The sequence below is a fragment of the Gottschalkia acidurici 9a genome, from assembly GCF_000299355.1.
Lineage (GTDB): Bacteria > Bacillota > Clostridia > Tissierellales > Gottschalkiaceae > Gottschalkia > Gottschalkia acidurici.
The window spans coordinates 1,965,439-1,989,350 of the sequence record NC_018664.1 but is presented as its reverse complement, the minus strand read 5'-3'; the positions used below and the strand labels follow the sequence as shown (position 1 = coordinate 1,989,350).

Sequence of the window (23,912 nt, the reverse complement as noted above, 5' to 3'; positions counted from 1 at the left end):
TGAGAGACCAAAGGCTAAATATATTAATAAATATCACTTAAAAGTTAATATCAAAGGATTTTTAAGAAGTTTATATTTTAGATTCTTAGAAGAAGAGGAGTTAAATTTTATTATTGAAGAAATAAGAAGCATACTTAGAAAATTATAAGATACAAAAGTGAGTCATACTATTATAAGTGACCTTAAAAAAGACTAATAACAAAACTGTAACGTTTGAACGTATAAATTATACAACTTTAATATCAAGTATATATAATAAGATACGATATAGTTAAATATTGTTAATTATCATAAACATAAAATTAATTATACTATATGAACGTTTAAAAAATAAAGAAGAATTGATTATTACTAAAGTATAAGCTAGTAAAACAAAAATTGTTTTACTAGCTTATTTTTTATAAAATAATAATATTTGGGTTGTTGACCAGGTGGTCTATTTTTGATATGCTAAATATAGACTGCGTGGTCTATATTTGTTTGGAGGGAAAAAAATGAAGCAAAAAGAAAAAAGTGAAATTAGTAAAGAAAGAATATTAAATGCAGCTGTTATAGAATTTGGGACTAAAAATTATGAAAATGCATCTTTAAATAATATTTGTAATGATAATAGTATTTCAAAAGGACTTATATATCATTATTATAAAAATAAAGATGATTTATTTTTAAATTGCGTAAAGTACTGTTTTGATCAATTTGTAGATTATCTTCAAGTTGAAGAGTTTAAAGAAAATAATTTTCAAAGTATTATGAAAAAATGTTTAGATCTAAGATATTGCTTTTTTAAAGAAAATATTCATTTAAGTCATATATTTGTTAACGCAGTCTTACAACCACCTATGCACTTAAAACAAGAAATTAAGGTTTTAAGAAAGAAGTTTGATGATCTCAATATGAATATTTATCAATTTGCATTAAGTAAAATAACATTAAGAGAAGGCATAACAAAAGAAGAAGCAATAGAATATTTTTGGATTTTTCAAGAAATGTTTAATGGATACTTTGAAAGCAAAAAATATGAGAATTACGACTTTAATTCTTTAATTAATGAACATGAAATGGAGCTTGGGAAAATACTAAACATTATGCTTTATGGTATTGCAAAGGAGGATTTAAAATAATGCTACAATTAGTATTAAGATTAATAATAGCAGTTATAATTGCCTTTTTTGTTGGTAAACTATTATCAAAAATAAAATTACCTGCTATTTTAGGATGGTTACTTACAGGAATGATACTTGGTCCTCATGCATTAGGTATTGTAAATGAAACTGTTTTAGATGCCGAGTGGTATAAAGTTATTGTAGATATCTTTGAATGTATAGTAGGAATCTTAGTTGGAACAGAGCTAGTATGGAACAAAATTAAAAAATCTGGAAAGCAAATTATAGTAACTACTTTAACACAATCATTAGGAACATTTTTTGTAGTTAGTTTGGCATTTGGAGTTGTATTTTATTTTACAGGCAATCCAATATATCTTGCTTTTATTTTTGGTGGAATTGCTCTTGCAACAGCACCAGCACCAGCATTATCGATAGTAAGAGAATTTAGGACAGATGGTCCTGTAACCAAGACATTAATTCCCATGGCAGCACTTGATGATATGGTAGCAGTGGTTGTATTCTTCTCAACAATTTCAATTGTATCTGCTAGTGTTTCAGAGCAAGAAGTACCTATATATATGATTTTACTAGCGATATTATTACCAGTTATCATTGGAATTGCTACAGGATTCTTGGCAGGCGTTTTACTTAAAAAAGATAATTCATTACAAAAAACTATGCTACTTTTAATCACAACTATATTAATATCATCAGGTGTAGGATTTATATTCAATAATATAATTTTATCTAAGCCAGTATTAAACTTTATGTTAATAGGAATGGCATTTTCAGCTACATTTGCTAATATGATCTCAGAAGCCAGATTGGCTGAAGTAATGATTACATTCAATCCTATTTTAGGTATATCTCTTCTAGTGGTAATATTAGATCTAGGTACACCACTTGACTATAATTTAATTTTGGATGCAGGACTATTTACTGCAATTTATATTGTTTCAAGAGCTATAGGGAAATATAGTGGAGCATTATTTGGCGCAACTATTACTAATTCACCACAAACTGTAAAGAAATATCTAGGACTCACATTATTACCACACTCAGGAGTATCACTAGTATTTACAGGAATAGCAGTTTCTGCTTTATCGGGCTCTAATCCTGAAAGTGCAAAGATTATACAGGGTACTATTGCAGCAGCAGCGGTAATAAACGAAGTTATTGCAGTAATTGTTGCTAAAAAAGCTTTTGAATGGTCAGGAGAATTTCATAAGAAACGTGATATTGAACTTTGTTAAAGCGATTAAAATAAATATATAAAGAGTAACTGAATGTATTTTAGTTGCTCTTTATATGCTTAGACTATATATAAAAATTTTACTGTATTATATTCATAGTAAACGAAAGGATTAATAACAAGGGTGAAATTCATTAAGTAAACTTTTGGCTAAACAGCTTCTTTAATTTTACAAATTATACATAGCAAGTATATAATCTTAAAAAACTATATATGTAATATAAAATATTACTAAACTATTAAAGAATTAAATATAAGGATAAGTGTAAAATTTTAATGATGAGGATTTCCACTTACCCATATATTTAATTTCTTATGAGATTTAATTTAAATTATTTTCTTACATTGAAACAGTTAGATCCTATAATAGTTTATAGATTAATCTAGCAAACTATATCCTTCAGCTTGTAGCTTTGCTTCATGTGCAATGAGACCATTAACAATAGTATTTATATGGTCGACAAAATCAACTTCCAGCTCTTCAGCTGAAGAAATTAATTTATCACGATTAACAGCTTTAGCAAATGCCTTATCTTTCATTTTTTTCTTTACAGATTTTGCATTTAATCCTTCCAATTTTGTAGGTCTCATTAGTGCAATTGCAATAATGAAACTTGCCATTTCATCCACAGCATATAAACATTGACGTTCCTTTGAATCTCTTGAAATATTGGATTCTGGACAGTGAGAAAGAACACTTTCAATAAATCTTTTGTCAAAACCTGCAGCTTCAAGAATTGCAGGAGCATGATTTGGATGTTCTTCTGGGTACTTTTCAAAATCAATATCATGAAGCAGTCCTAACAATCCCCAATAATTTTTATCTTGTCCAAATTTTTCGGCATAAGCCATCACTGCAGCTTCAACAGCAAGAGAGTGCCTAAATACACGATCTGTTTTAACATGGTTTTTTAATAATACTAATGCTTCTTCACGTTTCATATATATCCTCCTCTTTAAATTAAAGTAACTATGAATTTCTTTACTTAATAAACTTTTTAAAAATTAATATATAAACTTGCCTTCTTAGCTATAGACAGTTGTTTTAGCTAGAAAAAATAAAAAAATATAAAGTAGACAAGTGTTTAGTAAAGTTGATTTTAAATGATTAATTATATCCTATAATAGTTTCATCAAATTTTATTATTTTTTTAGATTTAAAAAGCTATTTATTAAAGAACAATGAAACTGAGCAATAAACGAGCAGTATTGTCATAACTATATTAACGAATTTATAATTTTTTATAAAAAACTTTTGAAATATAGATCCAAATAGCGCCCAGCAGCAGGTTCCTATAAAGCCTAAAAAAGCAAGAATTACAGAAGAATATGCAAGTATAGATACCGATTTGTAATGGGGGATGATAAATGTTGAAACTGTTGTAAGACCATAAATGATGACACCGAGATTGAAAAACTGTAAAAGTAATCCAGATGAAAAAGTACTTGTATTCTTTTGTATTTTGCCATCATTTTGAGGTTTGCTTTTGTAGGTTTGCCATGCAAGCCATAAGATATAAGCTGCACTAACATAAGACATAATTAACTTAATTGATGGCATAAAATCGTAAAGTGCAACAGTGAATATACTACTTAAAGCAAATACAATAAAGACACCAAAAAATATGCCTACATTAAACATTATGCTTTTCTTAAATCCATATCTACTTGCGTTAGACATTGACATAATGGTATTAGGACCAGGTGCAAAGTTTGCAATAAAGACATAGGATAAAAATGCTGTGAAATTGGCCATGTTTATTTACCTACTGATGATCGTATGATATAATGTTCAAAAAGGATGATATATCATACCATGTGATATAATAATACTATTTGTACGGTATACTGTCAATAAAATGGAGGTTAAATTTTGGAAAAACTTAATTTTATTATTGCAGAGAATTTAAAAAAACTTCGTGAAGAAAAGACGCTTAGTCTTAATGATGTCTCAAAATTGACTAATGTAAGTAAAAGTATGCTTGGTCAGATTGAACGATGTGAAGTAAATCCCACTGTATCAACGATATGGAAGATTGCAAATGGACTTAAGATATCATGTACTCAACTTATGAGCATATCTGAAGTTGACTTTGAAATCGTAGATAAATCTCAAGTTCATCCAGTTATTGAGGATAAGGGTAAGATAAGAATATTTCCTATGTTTCCATTTGATAGCACAACGAGATTTGAAACATATTCTATTGAGATCGATGCTAGAGGTTATTTATCTTCAGATCCTCACCAAAAAGGAACACAGGAATTTATAACTGTATTTTCTGGCAACATTACTATTAATATAGATGGTGAAGATTTTGTTATAACAGAAGGAAATTCTATACGATTTAAAGCTGATAACCCTCATACTTATAAAAATTTAGATGATACCACTTGCTTGTTAAGTATGGTTATTTATTATCCAGTATAAAATCTTAAAGCTTGCTTGCAACTAAATTATTAGTATATATTTATATCATATTAGATTATATATAATCTAAATAAAAGTGCTGATAAAAACATATTAAAAAGATTATAAAGTCTTAATTATAACAAAATGTAGAATCATATCATAAATAAAACTCCAATATATATACTTATAGAAGATGGTGATTGAAATATAATTATCTAATTTTAAAATACTTAATATTGTTTCTCAATATTTACTAAGGGTATAAAAATATATAAGAAATGGAGGAGATTTTATGAAGCTTAAAAATAAAGTAGCTATAGTTACTGGATCAGGTTCTGGTATTGGAAAGGGAATTGCTTTAGAGTATGCCAAAGAAGGCGCTAAAGTGGTAGTAAATGTAGCTAGAAGTATTGATTCTGCAAATGAAGTAGTAGAAGAGATTAATAAAATAGGTGGAGAAGCTTTGGCTATTAAAGCTGATGTGTCAAAAAGTCAAGAAGTACAAATGTTAATTTCAGAAACTATTAAACATTTTGGTAAAATTGATATATTAGTTAATAATGCAGGCATAACTCAACCTCCATATCCATTAGCAGATATAGAAGAAGAAGACTGGTATAGAATGATAGATATAAACTTAAATAGTATTTTTCTAATGAGTAAGTATGCTATACCTGAAATACTAAAATCAGGAGAAGGATCAGTTATCAATATAGCTTCTATAGCTTCTTTTGAGGTTGGTTCAGGTGCTGGTTATGTAGCTACGAAACATGCTGTTTTGGGCTTAACTAAGCAAATGGCATTTGACTATGGTAGAAAAGGAATTAATTGTAATGCAATATGTCCTGGAGCTATAGAATCAAAAATGACGTCAGGGATGTTTGACGAAGGAAGCCAAGCTGCTCCACTAATAAAAACGACTCCTGCAGAGCGATTAGGAAAGCCAGAAGAAATAGGAAAATTGGCAGTTTATTTAGCTAGTGAAGACGCCAAGTTTGTTCATGGATCGGCATTTGTTATTGATGGAGGATGGTTAATAAAATAGTTTAGAGTTTAAGGTAGACATATTAAAAAAGCTGTTACTGAAAAGGCGAACTTTCTGTATCCAAAATCTTATTATAAAATTAAAAGTGGGTAAAAAAGAAATTGATTTATTTACTCCGAACCCATATATTGTAAAAATGAGCTAATTATTATTAAATAATAATTAGCTCATTTTAATATAGATGACTATTTTTTCACTATGCAATATAACTTGCAAATTAGCTATGATTTAAAAAACATACTAAAGAATTTTAATTGCTTTAGTAGCAATGTAGGTAGACATAAACTCATCAATTAAAAGTCGTGCACTTGGATGATAGTCTTCATAAAATCCAGATATGAGAAAACCTGCTTGCATTTGTCCCGCAATTTGTTGGGTTAAAGTATGGTCAAAACATAATATAAGTTATGAAAATTATAACTTACTAAGCAACCTAAGTTAATATAATAAAATTAATGAAATAAGACATGATTAAGATAATTTTAAAATTATTTTGTTATGTCTTATTCTTTTATTACATGATTGTAAGAAAACTTTTTAAAATGTAATTTTAATAAATTGTTCAAGATAATACTTAAACTTAGAATTGTAGTATAAGTAAAGAAACAAAGGAGGATTATTATGAACGCATTTATATTAAAGCTTATAATGGTAATTTTTATGGTCTTTGACCACCTAGCAAGCTATATAGGGAACACTCCTATCTGGTTTCCATGGTTAGGAAGGTTAGTAGCACCTATATTTATTTATTTAGTGGTGGAAGGGTTTTTTCATACCAGTAGTAGGAAAAAATATGTTTTAAGACTATACACTTGGACATTAGTAATGTTTATTGGATCTAGAATGCTTTCTATATCGGTTCCAAACGCACAGTATATAACTAATAATATATTCTTATCTCTTGCACATGGGGTTGCTATGTTATCAGCTATAGAATATATGAGAACTTCAAAAGATTATAAAAAGGGTCTACCATTGGCTGTAGTATTTGGAATGTTGGGCTTATTTTCAGAGGCATCAATATTTGGAGTACTGATGTTCTTAATATTTTATTTCTGTAGAGATAAAAAAATGTTACTATCAGTAGTATATATCTTAGTGTTTACACTGTTAATAATACCAGGCTCCCTTAGTGGTAGTGATGGTACAATATACGAGAAACTCTTAATATATGACCCACAAATACTTATGGTTTTCGCCTTACCGTTTATTCTTCTATACAATGGAGAAAGAGGACCCAACAATAAGTTTACTAAATATTTTTTCTATATGTTCTATCCATTACACTTATGGGCGATAGCTTTGATAGAAGCTTTTATGCAGTAGAATCGTCCAAAACTTAAATATAATAAATATAATAGGCTGATATTTTTACTATCAGCCTATTATATTTAAAAGTTATAAACTACAATCTATTGGTTATTTTATTAATATATGAATGAGGGTATAGTATAATTAATCCTATTAATAAGGAGGGTGATTTTATGGATTATAGAATAATGATTGTTGAAGACGATCTAAGTATAGCTGAGCTTTTGTCCTCGCACATTTCGAAATATGGATATAAATCTTTTTTAGTTAAAAACTTTAATAATATATTAGTAGACTTCGATGAGATAGATCCTCATTTAGTACTGTTAGATGTAAACTTACCTAAGTTTGATGGTTATTACTGGTGCAGAAAAATAAGGCAAAATTCTAATTGTCCAATAATATTTGTTTCTGCTAGAGGTGGAGAAATGGAACAGGTTATGGGCATAGAAAGTGGAGGAGATGACTATATTACAAAGCCTTTTTACTACGAAGTTCTAGTTGCTAAAATAAAAAGTCAGTTAAGAAGAGCTTATAGCAGTTATGCTACGAAATCTTCAGAAAGAGTAGTACAGTTAGAAGGGTTAACTCTATATCCTGAAAGACCTGAAATTTCATATAAAGATGTAAGTATACTGATAACTAAGAAGGAAGCAGTTCTTGCAGAAATACTTATATCAAACTATCCAAGGGCAGTATCAAGGCAATTACTACTAGAGAAGCTATGGGATGATGAGTCTTTTGTAGAAGAAAATACTCTTAATGTAAATGTAGCAAGACTTAGAAAAAGATTTGAAGAGTTAGGAGTAGATAATGCAATAGAAACTGTAAGAGGTGTAGGCTATAAAATAGTAATTACTTGGAGGAATTAATATGAAGTTATTTTTAAAAGAACACATTTCTTATATTTTGCTATATTTATTTAACTTCTCTATATTATTTATTTTTTATAGATGGGTAGGAGGGTTTGACACTTTTTCAAATACACTATATTTTATTTTCCTATGTTTTTTATATTGTTTTTATTTTTAGTATACAAATATTTTATAAATAGGGAATTATATAAAAAACTATCATCAGAACCTAAGGATATGGATGAAGTTTTAAGTTATTTGGGTGATTCTCCACTGACAATGAAAGTAAGCAGTTTGTTAAAAAAACAGTATATGCTATATCAAGAGAGTATAGAAATATACAAGGACAAGCAAAAAGAGCATTTAACTTTTATAAATCAATGGGTACATCAAATGAAGACGCCGCTTTCTGTAATAAATTTAATAGTACAGGAAAACGAACAAGAAACTTATATGGATAGTATAAAAAATGAGTTAGAGAAATTAGATATGGGACTAGACATGGCTCTATATATGGCTCGTTTCGATACTTTTACTCATGACTTTCATGTTGATAAAGTAAAGCTAAAACCTTTAATAAAACAAGTTATAAATAATATGAGAAGATATTTTATAGTAAATAATGTATTTCCTGAAGTAGATATAGACGAAGATATAATGGTATTTTCAGATATTAAATGGCTAGTATTTATTGTAGAACAAGTAATTATAAATGCTATAAAGTATTCTTGTATGAAAAGTAATAAAATTTATATAAAAAGTTATAAAGAAAAGAATAAAGTTAAATTATCAATAATTGACAATGGTGTAGGAATTCCAAAGAAAGATATAAAAAGAGTTTTTGACCAATTTTATACTGGTGAAAATGGAAGAAAGTTTGGAGAATCTACTGGAATGGGACTTTATATTGCTGGAGAAGTATGCAAAGAATTATCTCATGATATAGAAATTGAATCGGAAGAAGGAACGGGAACTACTGTTAATATAATATTTGACTAACATTACAGACATGTAATATATGTGAAAGAAAACTCGATAGTAGATATTTTTTATAAGTATTAGAATAAGGCTATAATAATAAAAAAAGGACTGATATATATGAAAGAAATACTTAAAATAAGCAAACTCAATAAGGTATATGAAGGAAAAGTAGCATATAAAGCCTTGAAAAACATTAACCTTTCTATTGAAAAAGGAGAGTTTGTTGGAATAATGGGACCTTCGGGAAGTGGAAAAACTACATTATTAAATATTATATCTACTATTGATTTACCGACATCTGGAGAAGTGATAATTAATGAATTTAATCCTCATAGTTTAAATCAAAAAGAATTAGCTGAATTTAGAAGAAAAGAATTAGGCTTTGTATTTCAGGATTTTAACCTACTAGATACTCTAACAATAGGTGAGAACATAATACTTCCATTGACTTTAGACAAATATCCTGTAAAAGAAATGGATAAAAGACTTAATGAAGTAGCAAAAAAGCTAGGTATCGAAGAAATATTAAATAAGAGAACTTATGAAGTATCTGGAGGTCAAGCTCAAAGAACAGCAGTTGCTAGAGCTATTATAAATACCCCTAGTTTATTACTAGCTGATGAACCAACTGGAAATCTAGACTCTAAGTCAGCTAAAGATGTTATGAAGTTATTCCATGATATAAACTTAAAAGAGAAAGTTACTACTTTAATGGTTACTCATGATCCATATACAGCAAGTTTTTGTCATAGAGTAATATTTATAAAGGATGGAGAACTCTATAATGAAATTCATAGAGGAAATAACACGAAAGTATTTTATCAAGAAATTATGGATACACTTTCTTTGTTAGGAGGAGATAAGAATGACTTTACTTCAATTGGCTTTTAACAATGTTAAAAGAAATATACACGCATATATTGCTTATTCTTTAAGTTGTGTATTTTCAGTTTTTATATTCTTCTCGTTTGCTCTATCCTTATACCATCCATTACTCTTTAACTCATATGAAACAGGCTCTTCAGTATTCACAGCATTACTGCTATCAGAAATCATAATCTTTTCTTTTACTTTTTTCTTCGTACTATATTCACTAAACACGTTTTTAAAGGTTAGAAAAAAAGAGTTTGGAATTTTAACTATACTAGGAATGGATAAAAAAGACTTTAATAAATTAATATTTATAGAGAATATGGTTATAGGGTACTCGTCAATTATTACTGGAATAATAATTGGACTAGCTTCATCTAAACTATTTTTAATGTTTACAAGTAAATTTTTAGGGGTTCAAAACTTAGAGTTTTACTTTCCATTAAAAGCTATAATATTAACTGTTATATCATTTTCTATAATATTTATACTAATTTCATTTATTGTGCCTAAGCTAATTAACGCAGAAAAGACAGTTGAACTTTTAAAAGCAGGAAAAAAAGCCAGTAAAGCTCCTAAGTCATCAATAATCTTAGCTTTAATGTCTATTTTAATGATAGGTGCTGGATACTATATAGGTTTATCTGGTGATAAATATGAACAAAGCTTCGTTCCTTATCTAATGACAGGGCTAGTACTAGTAGGAACTTTGTTGTTGTTTAGTCAATTTAGCGTTTTTGCATTGAACTTGTTAAAAAGAAATAGGAATATTTATTTGAGTAAAACAAATTTATTATGGATTTCTAACTTATCTTATAAAGTAAAGGATAACTCAAGAATGCTGTTTTTAGTATGTATTGCCTCTACAGTAACTTTTATATCTATAGGATTACTTTATTCTATGAAAACAAATCAAATCTCTACAACTAAAGTTCATTTTCCATTTCCTTTTATCTATGTATCTATGGAAGGGAATAAAGATGAGTTAAAGCACACACTACGTATAGAAGAACTTCTTGAATCAGAAGGGTTTCATTATAAAAAATATAATATGGATTATGTAAAAGATACTATGAATGAACAAAAAGACTTCTATATGATAAAACAATCAGATTTTAATAAAGTGGGTATTAATATAGACACTAAAAGTTTAAATTTAAATAAAGGTGAAGTAGCGCTAGTAAACTCTAGTATGAAGAAACAAGATTGGGAAAAAATAAAGCAGCAATATTCAAAAATTCATTTAAATAAAAATAATTTAGAATTTAAAGTAGTAGATATTGTAGATAAAAATATAGTACCACAAGGTGTTTTAGATACTCTTATGGTAATAGATGACCAAACGTTTAGTAAATTAAAAGGAGATAAAGAAAAGTTATATCTTTATGATACAGAAAGATGGACAGATACAGGTGATATAGCTACTACATTAAAAGATGAGTTTCAACATAAATATAAAGATCCATTTATATTTCTTACTGGTGGAGATATGTATGAGGTAGAACAGCAACAATCGAATATATTATTATATATCGCTTTTTTTATTGGACTAATATTCTTTATAGGAGCGGGAAGTTTTTTATACTTTAGATTTTATAGTGATTTAGATGAAGAAAGAGAAAAATATAAAGGTATTTCAAAATTAGGATTGTCTAATGAAGAGTTAAAGAAGATTACAACTATTGAAATAGCTAGTTTGTTTTTTATACCATACATTGTCGCTGCAATTCACTCTTCGGTAGCTATACAGATGTTAAAAACGTCTTCTCAAGATGTTATAGGGTCTAAGTCTACTCTAGTATTGATTGCATTCTTTTTAGTACAAGGAATTTATTTTCTAGGGGTTAGACAAAGATTTACTAAGCATCTTATAGAATATATAAAATAAAACATTTATACTTTAAGCTAATCTAAAAAATATTGCTGATAACAATATTAGTCTAAAAGAGAACACATGCGTTCTCTTTTAGACTAATAATAAAAATGTATTAAGGCCTTATTCTTTAAAACTATAATAATCTTCTTTTAAAAGAGAATACATAGAAGCATCGCAAATTCCTTGATTATTAATGTCAGCATTACGTAATGTTCCCTCAAACTTTAGACCACATTTTAACATCACCTTACCTGAGCTTGGGTTTCTTGGGTCATGCCTAGATTCAATACGTTTAACTTCAACTCTTTCAATTAAAAATTGAATAATTCCTTTAAATGCTTCAGATGCTATACCTTTATTCCACCAATTCCTTCCGATACAATAACCAATATGTACCATACCAATTTCTTCATTCATATGAACAACATTGATAGTACCAATAGGCTCATCACCATTTTCTTTTAATACAATTGCCCATTGGTAAAATTTTTTATCAGCATAACTATCAACCCAGTTTGATAATATACTTTCGGCCGTTTCGACAGACATAATGGTTGGCCATGTTAAGAATTTGGTTACTTCTATATCATTTCCCCAATTGTTAAACAATGCGTGTAAGTCTGATATATCAAATTTACGTAATATCAATCTATCTGTTTCTATTTGTACTGTTCCTAAGTGATTCATCATTGTTCCTCCAACAATATAAATAAGATCTATTTCATTTTTTAGACTTTCTATTTATCTGATTATATATCACAAAATACAAAACTACAAATATTTGTTAATGTTATACGGTAATTACTTTCGTTACGTTAAAATTATTTATTTTAATGTCAGAATAATAAATGTTGTAGAAATTAAAGAGTTACTATTAAATAAAATAACAATTTTATTTTTTTTATGTTGACAAGGAAACAAAAAAACGATATTATTGTTTCTGAGGAAACAATATGGAGGTGTATAAAGTGAGTAATATTGACATTATCATGAAAAGCCTTAAAGAAATATATGAGAAGGAAGAAACTCTAGGAAAGATAGCTTTTAAGAATGAGTATGAAGAGTATGGAGTTTCAGAAATACACTGTATAGATATCATAGGAAAAATAAAAGATCCTAATGTTACTAAAATATCTCAGAGTATGAATATGACAAGAGGTGCTATAAGCAAGATTAGCAAAAAACTCTTAAGTAATAATCTTATTGAGAAATATAAAAATCCTAATAATGATAAGGAAATATACTTTAAGCTAACAAAACCAGGTGAAAAACTATATAAGCGACATGAAATCCAACATAAGAAGTGGGAAGAAAGAAATAATAAATTTTTTAAAAACATAGATAAAGAAGATCAAGAGATTGTAGCTAATTTCTTGATCAAGTTTAATAACTATTTGGATGAAATGATAGAACTAGAAGGGGAGATATAATATGAACTTACACTTAAAGAAATTCAGTATTCCGAAGAAAATATTAGAGTGGGGGGATTCACAACCAGAACATCAAAGACAACATATAGGAACTCATATAGACTGCTATAATCTTTCGAATATAGAGTTACCATCAGAAATTAAAGTTAAAGTAATAGATGTTAGAGGGATAAAGGTTATAGATATTGATGTCTTAGAAAATATTAACCTAGAACAAAACTCATTTGTAATATTCAGAACAGGGTATATGGAACAGTACGGATATGGAAGTGAAAAATACTTTGATTCTAAGACAAGTCCTTATTTAACAAATCAAGTTATAGATAAGTTATTAGATTTTAACACAAAGCTAATAGGAATAGATTTAAGTGGAATACAGCATGGAAAAGATCATTTAGTGATAGATAAATATGTTGAAAGTAGAAATTCTTACGTTGTGGAGAATATATGTAACTTAGATAAAGTTCCTTCTGATCTCAAAGTAAATCTAAAATGGCTTCAATTAAAAGATGCTACAGCAATAAAAGTTGAAATTGAAAGTATATAGAAGATAATAGATTAGTTTTACCTATATAAAAAGGACTATATCAAACTTGAAGTTTGATATAGTCTTTTTTTATTATAAATTATTAGAATTTTGTTTAGGTGTATAAAATACAAGATGTCCTATTAATATGGAAACTACAGTTGGAACAAGCCAAGCAAATCCTAACTTACCAAGAGGTATAAAATTTAGTTTAATCGATGGTATTACTTGAAGTAGACCAAATAATAATGAAGTATAAACACCAACTCTTACTGCTTTTATATTTCTTATATATTTATTGGCTAGTGTAGTAACTATTAATGTTATTGTTACTGGATATAGTACATTTAAAATAGGGTTAGATATTTTAACAATATTGTCAACTCCAAGACATCCTATGATAATACTGATTATTGAAATCACAACTGCATTTACTTTATAAGGAAGCTTTCCATTTGATATTTTTTCGAAAAATGAAGAGCCAGCAGTCAATAATCCAATAGAAGTTGTTAAACAAGCAAGTCCAATCGCTATGCCTATTATAGTGGAACCAAGGTTACCTAGTATAGATCTTGATAGTAATAACAGCAAGCCCGTTTTAGATAAATTAGCAATTTCAAATCCACTTGTTTGAGCTCCTAAGAACGTTAAACCACCATAAATAAAAGTTAGACCAACTATAGCTATAGCACTTGATTTAAGAGTCATAGGAAGTATTTCGTCTTTTGAATAATTCTTTGACTTTAGTGAATTTGTAATAACAGATGCGAATAATAGTCCAGCTAGTGCGTCCATAGTTTGATAACCCTCTATAAAAGAAAATGATAATACAGATGTTACATTAGTGTGAACAATATTTCCTATAGGAAAAACAATCCCTTTTATAATTATAAAAGATAATATAAGTATCAGCATGGGAGTAAGATACTTACCTATAGTATCTATTATAGAAGATTCTTTTAGTACGAATATTAAATTTATTCCAAAATATATTACCATTGAAATAAAAGGAGTAAGACCAGGTAACAATGGGCTTAAAGTCAATTCATAAGTAGTAGCAGCTGTCCTTGGAATTGCAAGCATAGGTCCTATTGCTATAAATAATGTAGATGCAAATATTAAAGCAAACTTTGGACCTATTTTAGATGCCATTGTTTCGAAAGTACCATCACCTTTTGTTGTAGCTATTATAGCAAGAAGTGGTAGTCCAACTCCAGTACATATAAATCCTATAATTCCTAAAATATATTTGTCACCCACCATATTACCTAGAAATGGTGGGAATATTAAATTACCAGCACCAAAAAACATAGCGAATAAAGCAAATCCTATTATAATTATATCTTTTGTACTTTTCCTCAAAATAGTTCCTCCTTTAAATTACCTAAATTATTATATAAAGTTAATTATTATTTTATTAAATAAGAAGTACTTTTAGATATTAGCATAGCTATATAATATTATCAACAATGAATAACAAAATACGACAAACAATATAAGTAAAAGTATTCATTTGAATATTGTAACCAAACCATTGAAAAATGCATATTATAGAACATAGGGAAAAAATTATCAAAACTAAAAAGGGAAGTGGTTATATGGCAAGTATATCAGGACGTGTAGTCTTTGATAGGGACAGAAGTGCTACTATCGATGGTGGAGATTCAGGTCTGGCTAATGTACCTGTTGTATTACAGAATGTAGCGACAAATGTAAGACTTGTGGTTCTTACAGATGCAAATGGAAACTATTCATTTATAAATGTGCCAAATGGGGATTATAGAATTGTAGAATCCTATGGTACGACTGGAGGAGTTCCAACACCAGGGGATTTCAGTACGGCAGTAGTTGGACCTATTCCAGTAGGTGAAGATCCACCAATAAGTTTTGCAACAAATCCTCCAACAGGCTCAACTAACTTAGACTCAATAACTCCAGATACAATTTTGGTAACTGTATCCGGAGCGGATCTAGTAGACCAAAACTTTCTTGATGGTCCAGTTATATATACACCTATAGAAAACATACTGGATCCATGTGTAACGGTTTCAGATGTAAATCTTATAAATGCTGCTAATAATGGAACGTTTGGTTTCTTTCCAGCTGGTACTCCCGCCAATACTGGCGCACCAGTAGAGCCTTATCCAGGCGTAACACCAGACTTCACATATGTACTTCCAGATCCGAGCACGTATACACCTGATGATGGTGAATATACAGTACAAAACATTATGAATAATGCATTTAGTAATAATTTGGGTGCTTGGTGGCGTATTGCAGATCATACTACGGGTAATGAAACAGGAAGAATGATGGTAGTAAATGGTTTTAATCCTGGTGCTGTTTTCTTTACAGATACCGTATCAGTACAGCCAAATACGAATTATCTATTTACTTCTTGGATTTTAAATTTATTTAAAGTTACAGGATATGCAGAACCTCAGCTAGGGGTACGAATACTTGATCAAGATGGTAATATCATATATAGTGCCACACTAGGAGAGCAAATTCCTGTTAATACGAATGCTCCAGAATGGAAGGAAATAGGTACCGTAATTAACTCACAAAATAACACGAGTCTTACTGTTGAATTTTTAAGCCAAGGTCCAGCTGCTATTGGAAATGATTATGCTATAGATGATATATCGTTAAGAGAAGTTCAAGTTCCACAATTTATGCCTGTAAAAACTATTAGTACACCTGTTGCAAATGTAGGAGAAGTGGTAACTTATACAGTAACGTTAGAAAATACCTGTACTAGTCCTCTGACAAATGTGTTTTTTCAAGATTTAGTACCAAATGGATTATCTTTTTTACCGGGAAGTGTAACTATTAATGGGGCATCGAGTATAGTTGCAGACCCTAATATAGGATTTACAATTCCAGATATTCCAGGAGGAACTACTGCTACAATAACTTTTGATGCAGAAGTTCAAAGTGTTCCAGTTCCTAATCCAACACTCAATACAGCAACAATAAACTATTCTTATACACCTGTATCAGGTGGAATAGAAGGTATGTATACTGTAAATTCTAATACTGTTCCACTTAATGTAGTTGCATCGGCAGATGTCGCAGTTGTAAAAACAGCAACTCCAAATCCAGTAAATCCAGGAGAGTTGATAACTTATACAATTAATATATCAAATGCAGGACCATCAGATGCTCAAAATGTTGTTTTAACAGATGTTATTCCATCTAATATTATAGGGGCAGAATTTTCAATAGATGGAGGGGTAACTTGGAATCCATGGACAGGAAGCTATAATGTAGGAACACTAGTAAATGGTGAAGTGAGAACTATTTTAATAAGAGGAACAGTATCTCCATTGACAACGGGAACGATAACTAATACTGCAGAAGTGACATCAACAACGCCAGATCCAGATCCAGGTAATAACACATCAACGATAACTACAGAAGTTAATCAATCAGCAGATATCTCAGTTGAAAAGACAGCAGTAACGAATCCAGTAGCTGCAGGAGAAATGATAGTATACAGAATTAGAGTCTTAAATGCAGGACCATCAGATGCCCAAAATGTTGTTTTAACAGATAGTATTCCATCTATTATTACAGGGACAGAATTCTCAATAGATGGAGGGGTAACTTGGAATGCATGGACAGGAAACTATAACATAGGAACACTTGTAAATGGTGATGAAAGAACTATCTTAATAAGAGGAATAGTATCTGCATCAGCAACAGGAACGATAACTAATACTGCGGAAGTAACATCAACAACACCAGATCCAAATCCTAATAACAACACATCGACAGTAGTTACAGAAATAAGTGGATCGACGTCAGCAGATATCTCAGTTGAAAAGATAGTAGTAACAAGTCCGGTAGTTGCAGGTGGAATTCTAGCATATAGAATTAGAGTCTCAAATGCAGGACCATCAGATGCCCAGAATGTTAATTTAACAGATATTATTCCATCTAGTATTACAGGGGCAGAATTCTCAATAGATGGAGGATTAACCTGGAACATGTGGCTTGGTAGTTATAGCATAGGAACATTAGCAAATGGTGATGAAAGAACTATCTTAATAAGAGGTATAGTATCTGCACCAGCAACAGGAAGCATAACTAATACTGCAGAGGTAACATCAACAACACCGGATCCTGATCCAGATAATAACAGATCGACAGTAACTACAGAAGTAAGTGCATCGGCAGATATTTCTGTTGTAAAGAGAGCAAATCCATGTGTAGTAACATTATGTGGAATAATAGTTTATACAATTGCAATATCAAATGCAGGACCATCAGATGCGCAAGATGTTAATTTAATAGATACTATACCATCTAGTCTTACAGAAGCACAATTTTCAATAGATGGAGGAGTAACCTGGAATTCATGGACGAATTCCTATAATATAGGGAATTTGGCAGCTGGAACTTCAAGAATTATTTTAATCAGGGCAAGAATAAGTCCATTAGCTACAGAGATTATAATCAATACTGCAAGAGTAACTTCAATAACTCCTGATCCAAATCTAAATAATAACATATCAACTATTATTACAGAAGTTAAGCCTAATTGTAGTTGCAAGCCGAAGTGTAACTGTAACTGTAGTTATAAGCCTAAAGTTAACCATAGTTACAAAGTTAATTATCATGAATAGTTGCAAAACTCTTGACAAAAGTATAATTATTTGAGTACATTGTGCAAAAATTAATATGTTGCACCAGTTAACTTTAGAAGAATTTAAAGCAATGGATTTATCAATAATTTAGTAATCGTGAACTACAGCCGTTTATAGAAGTGCGGTTTCCTAATTAATACTACCAACGTAGCAGGTTTATCTAGGCTCTAAAGGTAGCACTAACCTCGAAATACAGTACAAGAACTTTTGTAACTGACATATATGCTTGGTTTTCGCTATGTCAGCTTTAACGAGTGCTTGAATATTTACGATGTAGAACATTTCCTGCACCAACTCCATATATTCAGCTTTTAGTTATTCTTAGGACTATCATAGAATAACTTAGCAAATACATCGAGTATTCGCTAAATTGATGTTATACATCCCTCACTTAAAGAGGATAAGAAAGATCCGTATTATGTGTTAAATTAGTAAATTCAATGTAAAAAGTTAACTAGTACAACAAACCACAAAGTGAAGTTACACTAGGTAATCCTAGTGTAACTTTTGATAGTAAAAATTTAAGATTTTAATTTTGTTAATTAAACCATGTAAAAGTGCTTATTAATAGTACTGGAGAGTTAAATATGCTATAATGATGATAATAATAATCATTACATATTGGAAAGGAGAAGTTCTTATGTGGTTTTTGTACGCTATTCTTTCAGCTGTTTTTGCAGCTCTGACTTCAGTTCTAGCTAAGATAGGTATTGAAAATGTTAACTCAAATCTTGCTACTGCAATTAGAACTATAGTAATATTAATTGTTGCATGGGGTATGGTTTTTATTACTGGTTCACAAACTGGGATAAAAGACATATCTCAAAAAAGTATGATCTTTCTAGTGTTATCCGGACTTGCCACAGGTCTATCATGGCTTTTTTATTTTAAAGCAATACAAATAGGACAGGTATCAAAAGTTGTTCCTATTGACAAGTTCAGTATTGTGCTTACAATAGTATTAGCATTTATTATTTTAAAGGAACCTATAACAACTAAGGCTATTATAGGTGGAACATTGATTACAGCTGGTACTTTTGTAATGATATTATAATGGTACTAAATATATATCAAAGAAATATTTCTTTGAAGATTTATTGACTTAATGTAATAAGTAGAGAAAAAGTTAATATGTAAATATACAATTGGATAAAGAATAAATACATATATACTTATATTTTCTAAAATATATTTAACAATATATAAAAAGATATATGAGAGCCTTAAAAATTCACTTTAAAGAACGATAATTAGACCACTCTTATGAGAATCCTTATAATAGGATTCTTTTTTATTTCAAAGACTTTGTATAAATCTAATATAAAAACTATAAAAAATAAATTAAAATGAACTTTTTACATAGTATTATACTCTTATATATGAAGGAAGGTGTTAAAGTGGATATAGAGGTACTAGTTAAAAAAGCAAAGAAGGGAGATAAAGATGCACTGGTAAAGTTAATTATGGCTCAAAAAGAGGAATACTACAAATTAGCCTTTGTATATATGAAAAACAAAGAAGATTCTTTAGATGCTATGTCGGATATGATTACAATACTATACGAAAATATACAGCAATTAAAAAATCGAGACGCATTTTATAGTTGGAGCAAAACTATTTTGGTAAATTGCTGTAAAAAGATTTTAAGGGATAAAAGTAAATTTGTTAATGAAAATATCATTGAAAAAGAAGTTTGTGAAGTTCACTTAAAGGAGAAAGAAGAACAAATTGTAATAGAAGAGCATTTGTTAAAACTTACTGATAAGCATCAAGAAATTATTAGACTTAGATATTTTTTAGATTTAGACTATAAAGCTATATCAGATATTTTAAAGATACCTCCTGGAACAGTAAAGTCTCGTCTTCATATAGGGCTTAAAAAATTAGAAGAAAGTCTAAGGGGTGATAAATATGAAAGAAATTGAGAAAATGTTGAACAAAAATAAATTAGATATAGATAGAATTGAAGTCCCTGAAGAATTAGAGACAAGATTATATAGTGCTTTAAATAAAATCTCTTTAGCTAAGCCAAAAAGAAGGAGTTGGAAAATCAGAGTCGCAGTCGCTTGTATTATATTTTTACTTATAGGATATAACTTTAATGCTATTGCATATTATGGGAAAAAACTTCTGGGATATGACCAAATTATGAATGGTACTTTAAAGGGACTAAATGAATTGGGAAAAGGTCAGACTATTGGAAAAAGCTATACCTTCAAGAATGGATTAAGTCTAACATTAGATGGAATAATGGTAGACGAAAATCAGCTATTAGTTTTTTATACACTAAGAGATCCAAGTGGGCAAATTGATAAAGATAGTAATATTCATATAACTATTAAAGGAGCTAATAAGGAATATAAAGGTAACAGTGGACAAGGGAAAATAAATGATGAAAAAACAGAAATAAAATGGATATATAGTTTTGAGAGACCATATCTATTTGATAAGACATTAGATTTAAACATACAATTAGCATATGATGACACAACGGAAGTAGGTAATATTAGTTTTACCATAGATAAAGATAAGGCAATGGGCTATACATTAAAGCAGAATATTAATGAAACTTTAAAGTCTAATAATACAAAAATTCATCTAGACTCAATAGTAGCATCGCCTACAAAAACTGTACTATATGGATCTATACAAAATATTATTGAATTAGCTAAGGATCACATATTAGGAGAGAGATTACGTCCAAATCATATAAATATAAATTTAAGAGGTAACGGACAGGAGTTAGAAAGTCAAGGTGTTAGCATTACCACAGACACTAATGGGATTAAATTTTATAGCGAATATGATGCTTTGCCAGAGAAATTAAAATCAGTTCAAGCATATGTGGAAAGCTTTTCTGTAGATAGAGATGTTAATAAAAAGTTTAATATTAAGAAGGGTTCTGAAGCCCAAAAAATTGAAGTCCTAGAGAGGAATATAACAATAGATAATATATATGAATTAGAAGGAAGCACATATGTTAGCATTACTACAACAGAAGATGTTATACTTACCCAGGTGGGACTTATAGTAGATGGAGAAAGAGTAAGTCTTAGAGAAACTATCGGAAGTAATATTAAAAAATCAGAAGATGGAAAAACACTTCATAGTAGAACACTACGTTTTTCGAAAACCGGAGATAATCATCAATTGAGTATAGAAAAGATGACTTACACAGAAATATATGATAAAATCATTGAAATTCCGATAAAGTAATTTTTCTTATTTAGAGTAACTTTTCACAAGGGTTTAGTCAGTATACAAAAATACTATAATTATGGTGGGTGATAGAAAATGATTACGAAACTAGAGATAGATGACTTAGAGAAAGTAATGAAAATTTGGTTGGAGACAAACATTAATGCTCATAAATTTATTAATGAAGAATACTGGAATAAAAACTATGATATAGTTAAAGAAATGTTGCCCCAAGCAGATATTTTAGTCTATAAATCTATGGATAAAATAAAAGGATTTATTGGAATAAGTGATAATCAATACATTGCAGGATTATTTGTTGCAAAAGAATATCAAGGAAAAGGCATTGGACAAATGCTTTTAGAAGAAGCGAAGAGTCATTATAGTACTTTAAGCTTAGATGTATATAGTAAAAACACGAAAGCAATCAATTTTTATAATAAAAATGGATTTACTATTACAAAAGAACAAACTAGCTCAGATACTGGAGAAGTGGAATATAGAATGGTATGGGAAAAAGCTTCTAGCCTAAAATAACATTCATGTATATTCTGTATTAATAAAATAAGCATATATTTACATTCTATATTATATATGTTATAATCAGAGCTGAACATAACAACAAAATTCAAAAATAATATCGGGAGTGTGTTTTATGAGTGAGGTAGTTCTTAACTAATCAGCTAAATAGTTGTTTCTTAAAAAACTTTTAACCTAGTAGTTTAGGTTTATTTATTGACGAGTTTTTTAAGAGTAAGTTAAGAACACGGATAACACATAACCTTGTGATATATGATAAAATACCGTGCTTTTGCATGGTATTTTTATGTCTTAAACTAGATATTCTATATTATTCGCTCTTTTATAGATTGTATTTAAACTTAGGTTTTCTATCTAAGTTGTAATTAATCTATTATTTATAAGATTTGAAATTTCTATAATCATAGATATGTATTTTCTTAAAGAATAGTTTAGGCAGACACTAAAAAATTAGGGGGATGTAGTGACTTTGTGTTACTATGTCCTTTTTGTATTTATATCCATATTTTTAACTTACACAGCTGATTAGTACAAATTCTAATTAGTGAATTAATATTAATATCTATAATTAAAAATATGGGGGAATGTAAAATTGAATAAAAAAAATAAAGCTAAAATAAAAAACAATAAGGAATTATTATGTAATTATGTACAAAAGGTAAGTGAAAATGTCAGAATAGAAGATGGAAGTCAAGTTATAGAGAAAATTTTAATAAATGTTTATTTTAGAGAGGGTATATCTACTAAAGAACTAGCAAAAAACAATCTACTTCCAACTCCTGTGGTCGCAGCTATTAAAAGAGAGTTTATTAAACTTGGATTACTAGTTCAGGACAGAGGGGTAAGACTTACAATAAAAGGTAGATGTTTTATAGAAAATGACTTAGGATTTAAAGGAGTAAATAAAGAACTATATATCAGGCTAATATCAGAGCCATGGAAAGAGCACGAAGAAATCATAGAATTAAAAGAAGAATTAAATGAGATATTTATTAATCGCCCTCAAGCTGATGTCACTATAGATCAATCGAAGTGTACTGTAGACACTTCCATAAAGAGAGCACTATTAGCGCTTAAGAATTCAGTATTAATAGGAAAGAAGATACTATGTGTGGGAGATGATGATTTAGTAAGTATAGCTATAGGATTTTTATTAAAAAAGCTTTTTTCTAATATACAGTACTCTAGAACTATAATTTTGGTAATGGATATTGATCAAAGAGTTCTTTCTTATATTGAGGCATTATCTGAAAAAGAGAATCTTCCTATCAAATGTGAGCATATAGACTTTAGGAAGCCTATATCAAATAAATTTAGAGGAATATTTGATTGTTTCTTTACTGATCCTCCTTATACGCTTCAAGGAATGAACTTATTTATATCAAGGGGAGTTGAAGCTTTAAAGCGAGAGAATGGTATTCCAATTTTCCTTTCATACGCAAATAAGTCACCAGACTTTGAGTTTGATATGCAAAAGTGTTTTTTAAATATGGGACTTACAGTCTCAGAAGTATTTACTACATTTAATAGTTATGAGAGTGCTGGAATAATTGGGAGCACAGGTCAAATGATTATTCTTAAAACTACTAGTAGAACAAAATCATCAATAAATAGTTCTTATGAAGGGATGATTTATACAGGAGAATTTAAAATAACAGTTAGATATTATAAATGTAAAGAATGTAATAAAATAATTGAGGTTGGTAATTCAAAAAAAGTCAAAACAATAGAAGAACTGAAAGAAAAAGGTTGTAGTAATTGCAACGGTAAAATATTTAAAATTATTGAAAAAGTAAAAAATTAAAAAGTTTTCATTGTAGTTTTACTACACATAATCAATCTAAATATTTAACTAAGCTAC

21 protein-coding genes are annotated in these 23,912 nt (G+C 29.1%); 17 read left to right on the top strand and 4 right to left on the bottom strand.

The window, feature by feature from the left end:
* The first annotated feature begins 494 nt into the window (after positions 1-494).
* Positions 495-1,121, top strand: a complete 627-nt coding sequence (locus CURI_RS09520; protein ID WP_041701747.1) for a TetR/AcrR family transcriptional regulator — start codon at positions 495-497, stop codon at positions 1,119-1,121.
* Positions 1,121-2,359 (top strand): cation:proton antiporter, encoded by a 1,239-nt coding sequence (locus CURI_RS09515; RefSeq protein ID WP_014968043.1) that lies wholly within the window; start codon positions 1,121-1,123, stop codon positions 2,357-2,359. The genes CURI_RS09520 and CURI_RS09515 overlap by 1 nt, the downstream gene beginning before the upstream one ends.
* A 377-nt stretch (positions 2,360-2,736) precedes the next feature.
* Here CURI_RS09515 and CURI_RS09510 read toward each other — a convergent pair whose 3' ends face one another.
* Together CURI_RS09510 and CURI_RS09505 are read right to left on the bottom strand one after the other, a co-directional pair.
* Positions 2,737-3,300 carry an HDIG domain-containing metalloprotein gene (locus CURI_RS09510; RefSeq protein WP_014968042.1) on the bottom strand — a complete coding sequence of 188 codons (564 nt, stop codon included), beginning with the start codon at positions 3,298-3,300 and terminating at the stop codon, positions 2,737-2,739.
* Between the two features lie 223 nt (positions 3,301-3,523).
* Positions 3,524-4,114 carry a LysE family transporter gene (locus tag CURI_RS09505; RefSeq protein ID WP_014968041.1) on the bottom strand — a complete coding sequence of 197 codons (591 nt, stop codon included), beginning with the start codon at positions 4,112-4,114 and terminating at the stop codon, positions 3,524-3,526.
* Between the two features lie 117 nt (positions 4,115-4,231).
* On the opposite strand from CURI_RS09505, the gene CURI_RS09500 reads away from it, so the two are divergent.
* From CURI_RS09500 to CURI_RS09470, 7 genes are all read left to right on the top strand, one after another.
* The gene (locus tag CURI_RS09500) at positions 4,232-4,786 is read left to right on the top strand and encodes a helix-turn-helix domain-containing protein (RefSeq protein WP_014968040.1); all 555 of its coding nucleotides are present in this window, start codon (positions 4,232-4,234) and stop codon (positions 4,784-4,786) included.
* A gap of 274 nt (positions 4,787-5,060) precedes the next feature.
* A complete protein-coding gene (locus tag CURI_RS09495) occupies positions 5,061-5,813 on the top strand; it encodes an SDR family NAD(P)-dependent oxidoreductase (RefSeq protein ID WP_014968039.1) in 753 nt (250 codons plus the stop codon).
* A gap of 621 nt (positions 5,814-6,434) precedes the next feature.
* On the top strand, positions 6,435-7,139 hold the full coding sequence (locus CURI_RS09490; protein ID WP_014968038.1) for a TraX family protein: 705 nt from the start codon (positions 6,435-6,437) through the stop codon (positions 7,137-7,139).
* Positions 7,140-7,297: 158 nt separating this feature from the next.
* Positions 7,298-7,996, top strand: a complete 699-nt coding sequence (locus tag CURI_RS09485; RefSeq protein WP_014968037.1) for a response regulator transcription factor — start codon at positions 7,298-7,300, stop codon at positions 7,994-7,996.
* 261 nt (positions 7,997-8,257) lie between these two features.
* Positions 8,258-8,977, top strand: coding sequence for a sensor histidine kinase (locus CURI_RS09480; RefSeq protein WP_228370412.1), 720 nt, complete (start codon positions 8,258-8,260; stop codon positions 8,975-8,977).
* A 99-nt stretch (positions 8,978-9,076) separates the two neighbouring features.
* Positions 9,077-9,850 (top strand): ABC transporter ATP-binding protein, encoded by a 774-nt coding sequence (locus CURI_RS09475; protein ID WP_014968035.1) that lies wholly within the window; start codon positions 9,077-9,079, stop codon positions 9,848-9,850.
* Positions 9,825-11,717, top strand: coding sequence for an FtsX-like permease family protein (locus tag CURI_RS09470; RefSeq protein ID WP_014968034.1), 1,893 nt, complete (start codon positions 9,825-9,827; stop codon positions 11,715-11,717). The genes CURI_RS09475 and CURI_RS09470 overlap by 26 nt, the downstream gene beginning before the upstream one ends.
* Before the next feature lie 108 nt (positions 11,718-11,825).
* Here CURI_RS09470 and CURI_RS09465 read toward each other — a convergent pair whose 3' ends face one another.
* Positions 11,826-12,392, bottom strand: a complete 567-nt coding sequence (locus CURI_RS09465; RefSeq protein ID WP_041701744.1) for a GNAT family N-acetyltransferase — start codon at positions 12,390-12,392, stop codon at positions 11,826-11,828.
* A 281-nt stretch (positions 12,393-12,673) separates the two neighbouring features.
* Between CURI_RS09465 and CURI_RS09460 the strand changes: the two genes are divergently transcribed.
* Together CURI_RS09460 and CURI_RS09455 are read left to right on the top strand one after the other, a co-directional pair.
* Positions 12,674-13,135 (top strand): MarR family transcriptional regulator, encoded by a 462-nt coding sequence (locus CURI_RS09460; protein WP_014968032.1) that lies wholly within the window; start codon positions 12,674-12,676, stop codon positions 13,133-13,135.
* Position 13,136: 1 nt separating this feature from the next.
* Entirely contained in the window at positions 13,137-13,682 is a 546-nt protein-coding gene (locus CURI_RS09455; RefSeq protein WP_014968031.1) for a cyclase family protein, read from the top strand.
* A gap of 72 nt (positions 13,683-13,754) precedes the next feature.
* Here CURI_RS09455 and brnQ read toward each other — a convergent pair whose 3' ends face one another.
* On the bottom strand, positions 13,755-15,023 hold the full coding sequence (gene brnQ / locus CURI_RS09450; RefSeq protein ID WP_014968030.1) for a branched-chain amino acid transport system II carrier protein: 1,269 nt from the start codon (positions 15,021-15,023) through the stop codon (positions 13,755-13,757).
* A gap of 236 nt (positions 15,024-15,259) precedes the next feature.
* Between brnQ and CURI_RS09445 the strand changes: the two genes are divergently transcribed.
* From CURI_RS09445 to CURI_RS09420, 6 genes are all read left to right on the top strand, one after another.
* On the top strand, positions 15,260-18,292 hold the full coding sequence (locus tag CURI_RS09445; protein WP_014968029.1) for a DUF11 domain-containing protein: 3,033 nt from the start codon (positions 15,260-15,262) through the stop codon (positions 18,290-18,292).
* 661 nt (positions 18,293-18,953) lie between these two features.
* Positions 18,954-19,367, top strand: coding sequence for an EamA family transporter (locus CURI_RS09440; protein WP_014968028.1), 414 nt, complete (start codon positions 18,954-18,956; stop codon positions 19,365-19,367).
* A gap of 343 nt (positions 19,368-19,710) precedes the next feature.
* Positions 19,711-20,238 carry a sigma-70 family RNA polymerase sigma factor gene (locus CURI_RS09435; protein WP_041701738.1) on the top strand — a complete coding sequence of 176 codons (528 nt, stop codon included), beginning with the start codon at positions 19,711-19,713 and terminating at the stop codon, positions 20,236-20,238.
* Positions 20,225-21,529 (top strand): DUF4179 domain-containing protein, encoded by a 1,305-nt coding sequence (locus CURI_RS09430; RefSeq protein WP_014968026.1) that lies wholly within the window; start codon positions 20,225-20,227, stop codon positions 21,527-21,529. Before CURI_RS09435 ends, CURI_RS09430 begins: the two co-directional genes overlap by 14 nt.
* A gap of 78 nt (positions 21,530-21,607) precedes the next feature.
* Complete coding sequence (locus CURI_RS09425; protein WP_014968025.1) at positions 21,608-22,048, top strand: N-acetyltransferase; 441 nt, start codon at positions 21,608-21,610, stop codon at positions 22,046-22,048.
* Positions 22,049-22,643: 595 nt separating this feature from the next.
* Positions 22,644-23,855 carry a bis-aminopropyl spermidine synthase family protein gene (locus tag CURI_RS09420; protein ID WP_014968024.1) on the top strand — a complete coding sequence of 404 codons (1,212 nt, stop codon included), beginning with the start codon at positions 22,644-22,646 and terminating at the stop codon, positions 23,853-23,855.
* The last annotated feature ends 57 nt before the right edge of the window (positions 23,856-23,912 follow it).

Excerpts from the sequence above, each read along its gene's own strand:
- CURI_RS09520 (WP_041701747.1), top strand. The coding sequence starts at position 495 with ATGAAGCAAAAAGAAAAAAGTGAAATTAGTAAAGAAAGAATATTAAAT.
- CURI_RS09515 (WP_014968043.1), top strand. The coding sequence starts at position 1,121 with ATGCTACAATTAGTATTAAGATTAATAATAGCAGTTATAATTGCCTTT.
- CURI_RS09510 (WP_014968042.1), bottom strand. The coding sequence starts at position 3,300 with ATGAAACGTGAAGAAGCATTAGTATTATTAAAAAACCATGTTAAAACA.
- CURI_RS09505 (WP_014968041.1), bottom strand. The coding sequence starts at position 4,114 with ATGGCCAATTTCACAGCATTTTTATCCTATGTCTTTATTGCAAACTTT.
- CURI_RS09495 (WP_014968039.1), top strand. The coding sequence starts at position 5,061 with ATGAAGCTTAAAAATAAAGTAGCTATAGTTACTGGATCAGGTTCTGGT.
- CURI_RS09490 (WP_014968038.1), top strand. The coding sequence starts at position 6,435 with ATGAACGCATTTATATTAAAGCTTATAATGGTAATTTTTATGGTCTTT.
- CURI_RS09485 (WP_014968037.1), top strand. The coding sequence starts at position 7,298 with ATGGATTATAGAATAATGATTGTTGAAGACGATCTAAGTATAGCTGAG.
- CURI_RS09480 (WP_228370412.1), top strand. The coding sequence starts at position 8,258 with ATGAAAGTAAGCAGTTTGTTAAAAAAACAGTATATGCTATATCAAGAG.
- CURI_RS09475 (WP_014968035.1), top strand. The coding sequence starts at position 9,077 with ATGAAAGAAATACTTAAAATAAGCAAACTCAATAAGGTATATGAAGGA.
- CURI_RS09470 (WP_014968034.1), top strand. The coding sequence starts at position 9,825 with ATGACTTTACTTCAATTGGCTTTTAACAATGTTAAAAGAAATATACAC.
- CURI_RS09465 (WP_041701744.1), bottom strand. The coding sequence starts at position 12,392 with ATGAATCACTTAGGAACAGTACAAATAGAAACAGATAGATTGATATTA.
- CURI_RS09455 (WP_014968031.1), top strand. The coding sequence starts at position 13,137 with ATGAACTTACACTTAAAGAAATTCAGTATTCCGAAGAAAATATTAGAG.
- CURI_RS09445 (WP_014968029.1), top strand. The coding sequence starts at position 15,260 with ATGGCAAGTATATCAGGACGTGTAGTCTTTGATAGGGACAGAAGTGCT.
- CURI_RS09440 (WP_014968028.1), top strand. The coding sequence starts at position 18,954 with ATGTGGTTTTTGTACGCTATTCTTTCAGCTGTTTTTGCAGCTCTGACT.
- CURI_RS09430 (WP_014968026.1), top strand. The coding sequence starts at position 20,225 with ATGAAAGAAATTGAGAAAATGTTGAACAAAAATAAATTAGATATAGAT.
- CURI_RS09425 (WP_014968025.1), top strand. The coding sequence starts at position 21,608 with ATGATTACGAAACTAGAGATAGATGACTTAGAGAAAGTAATGAAAATT.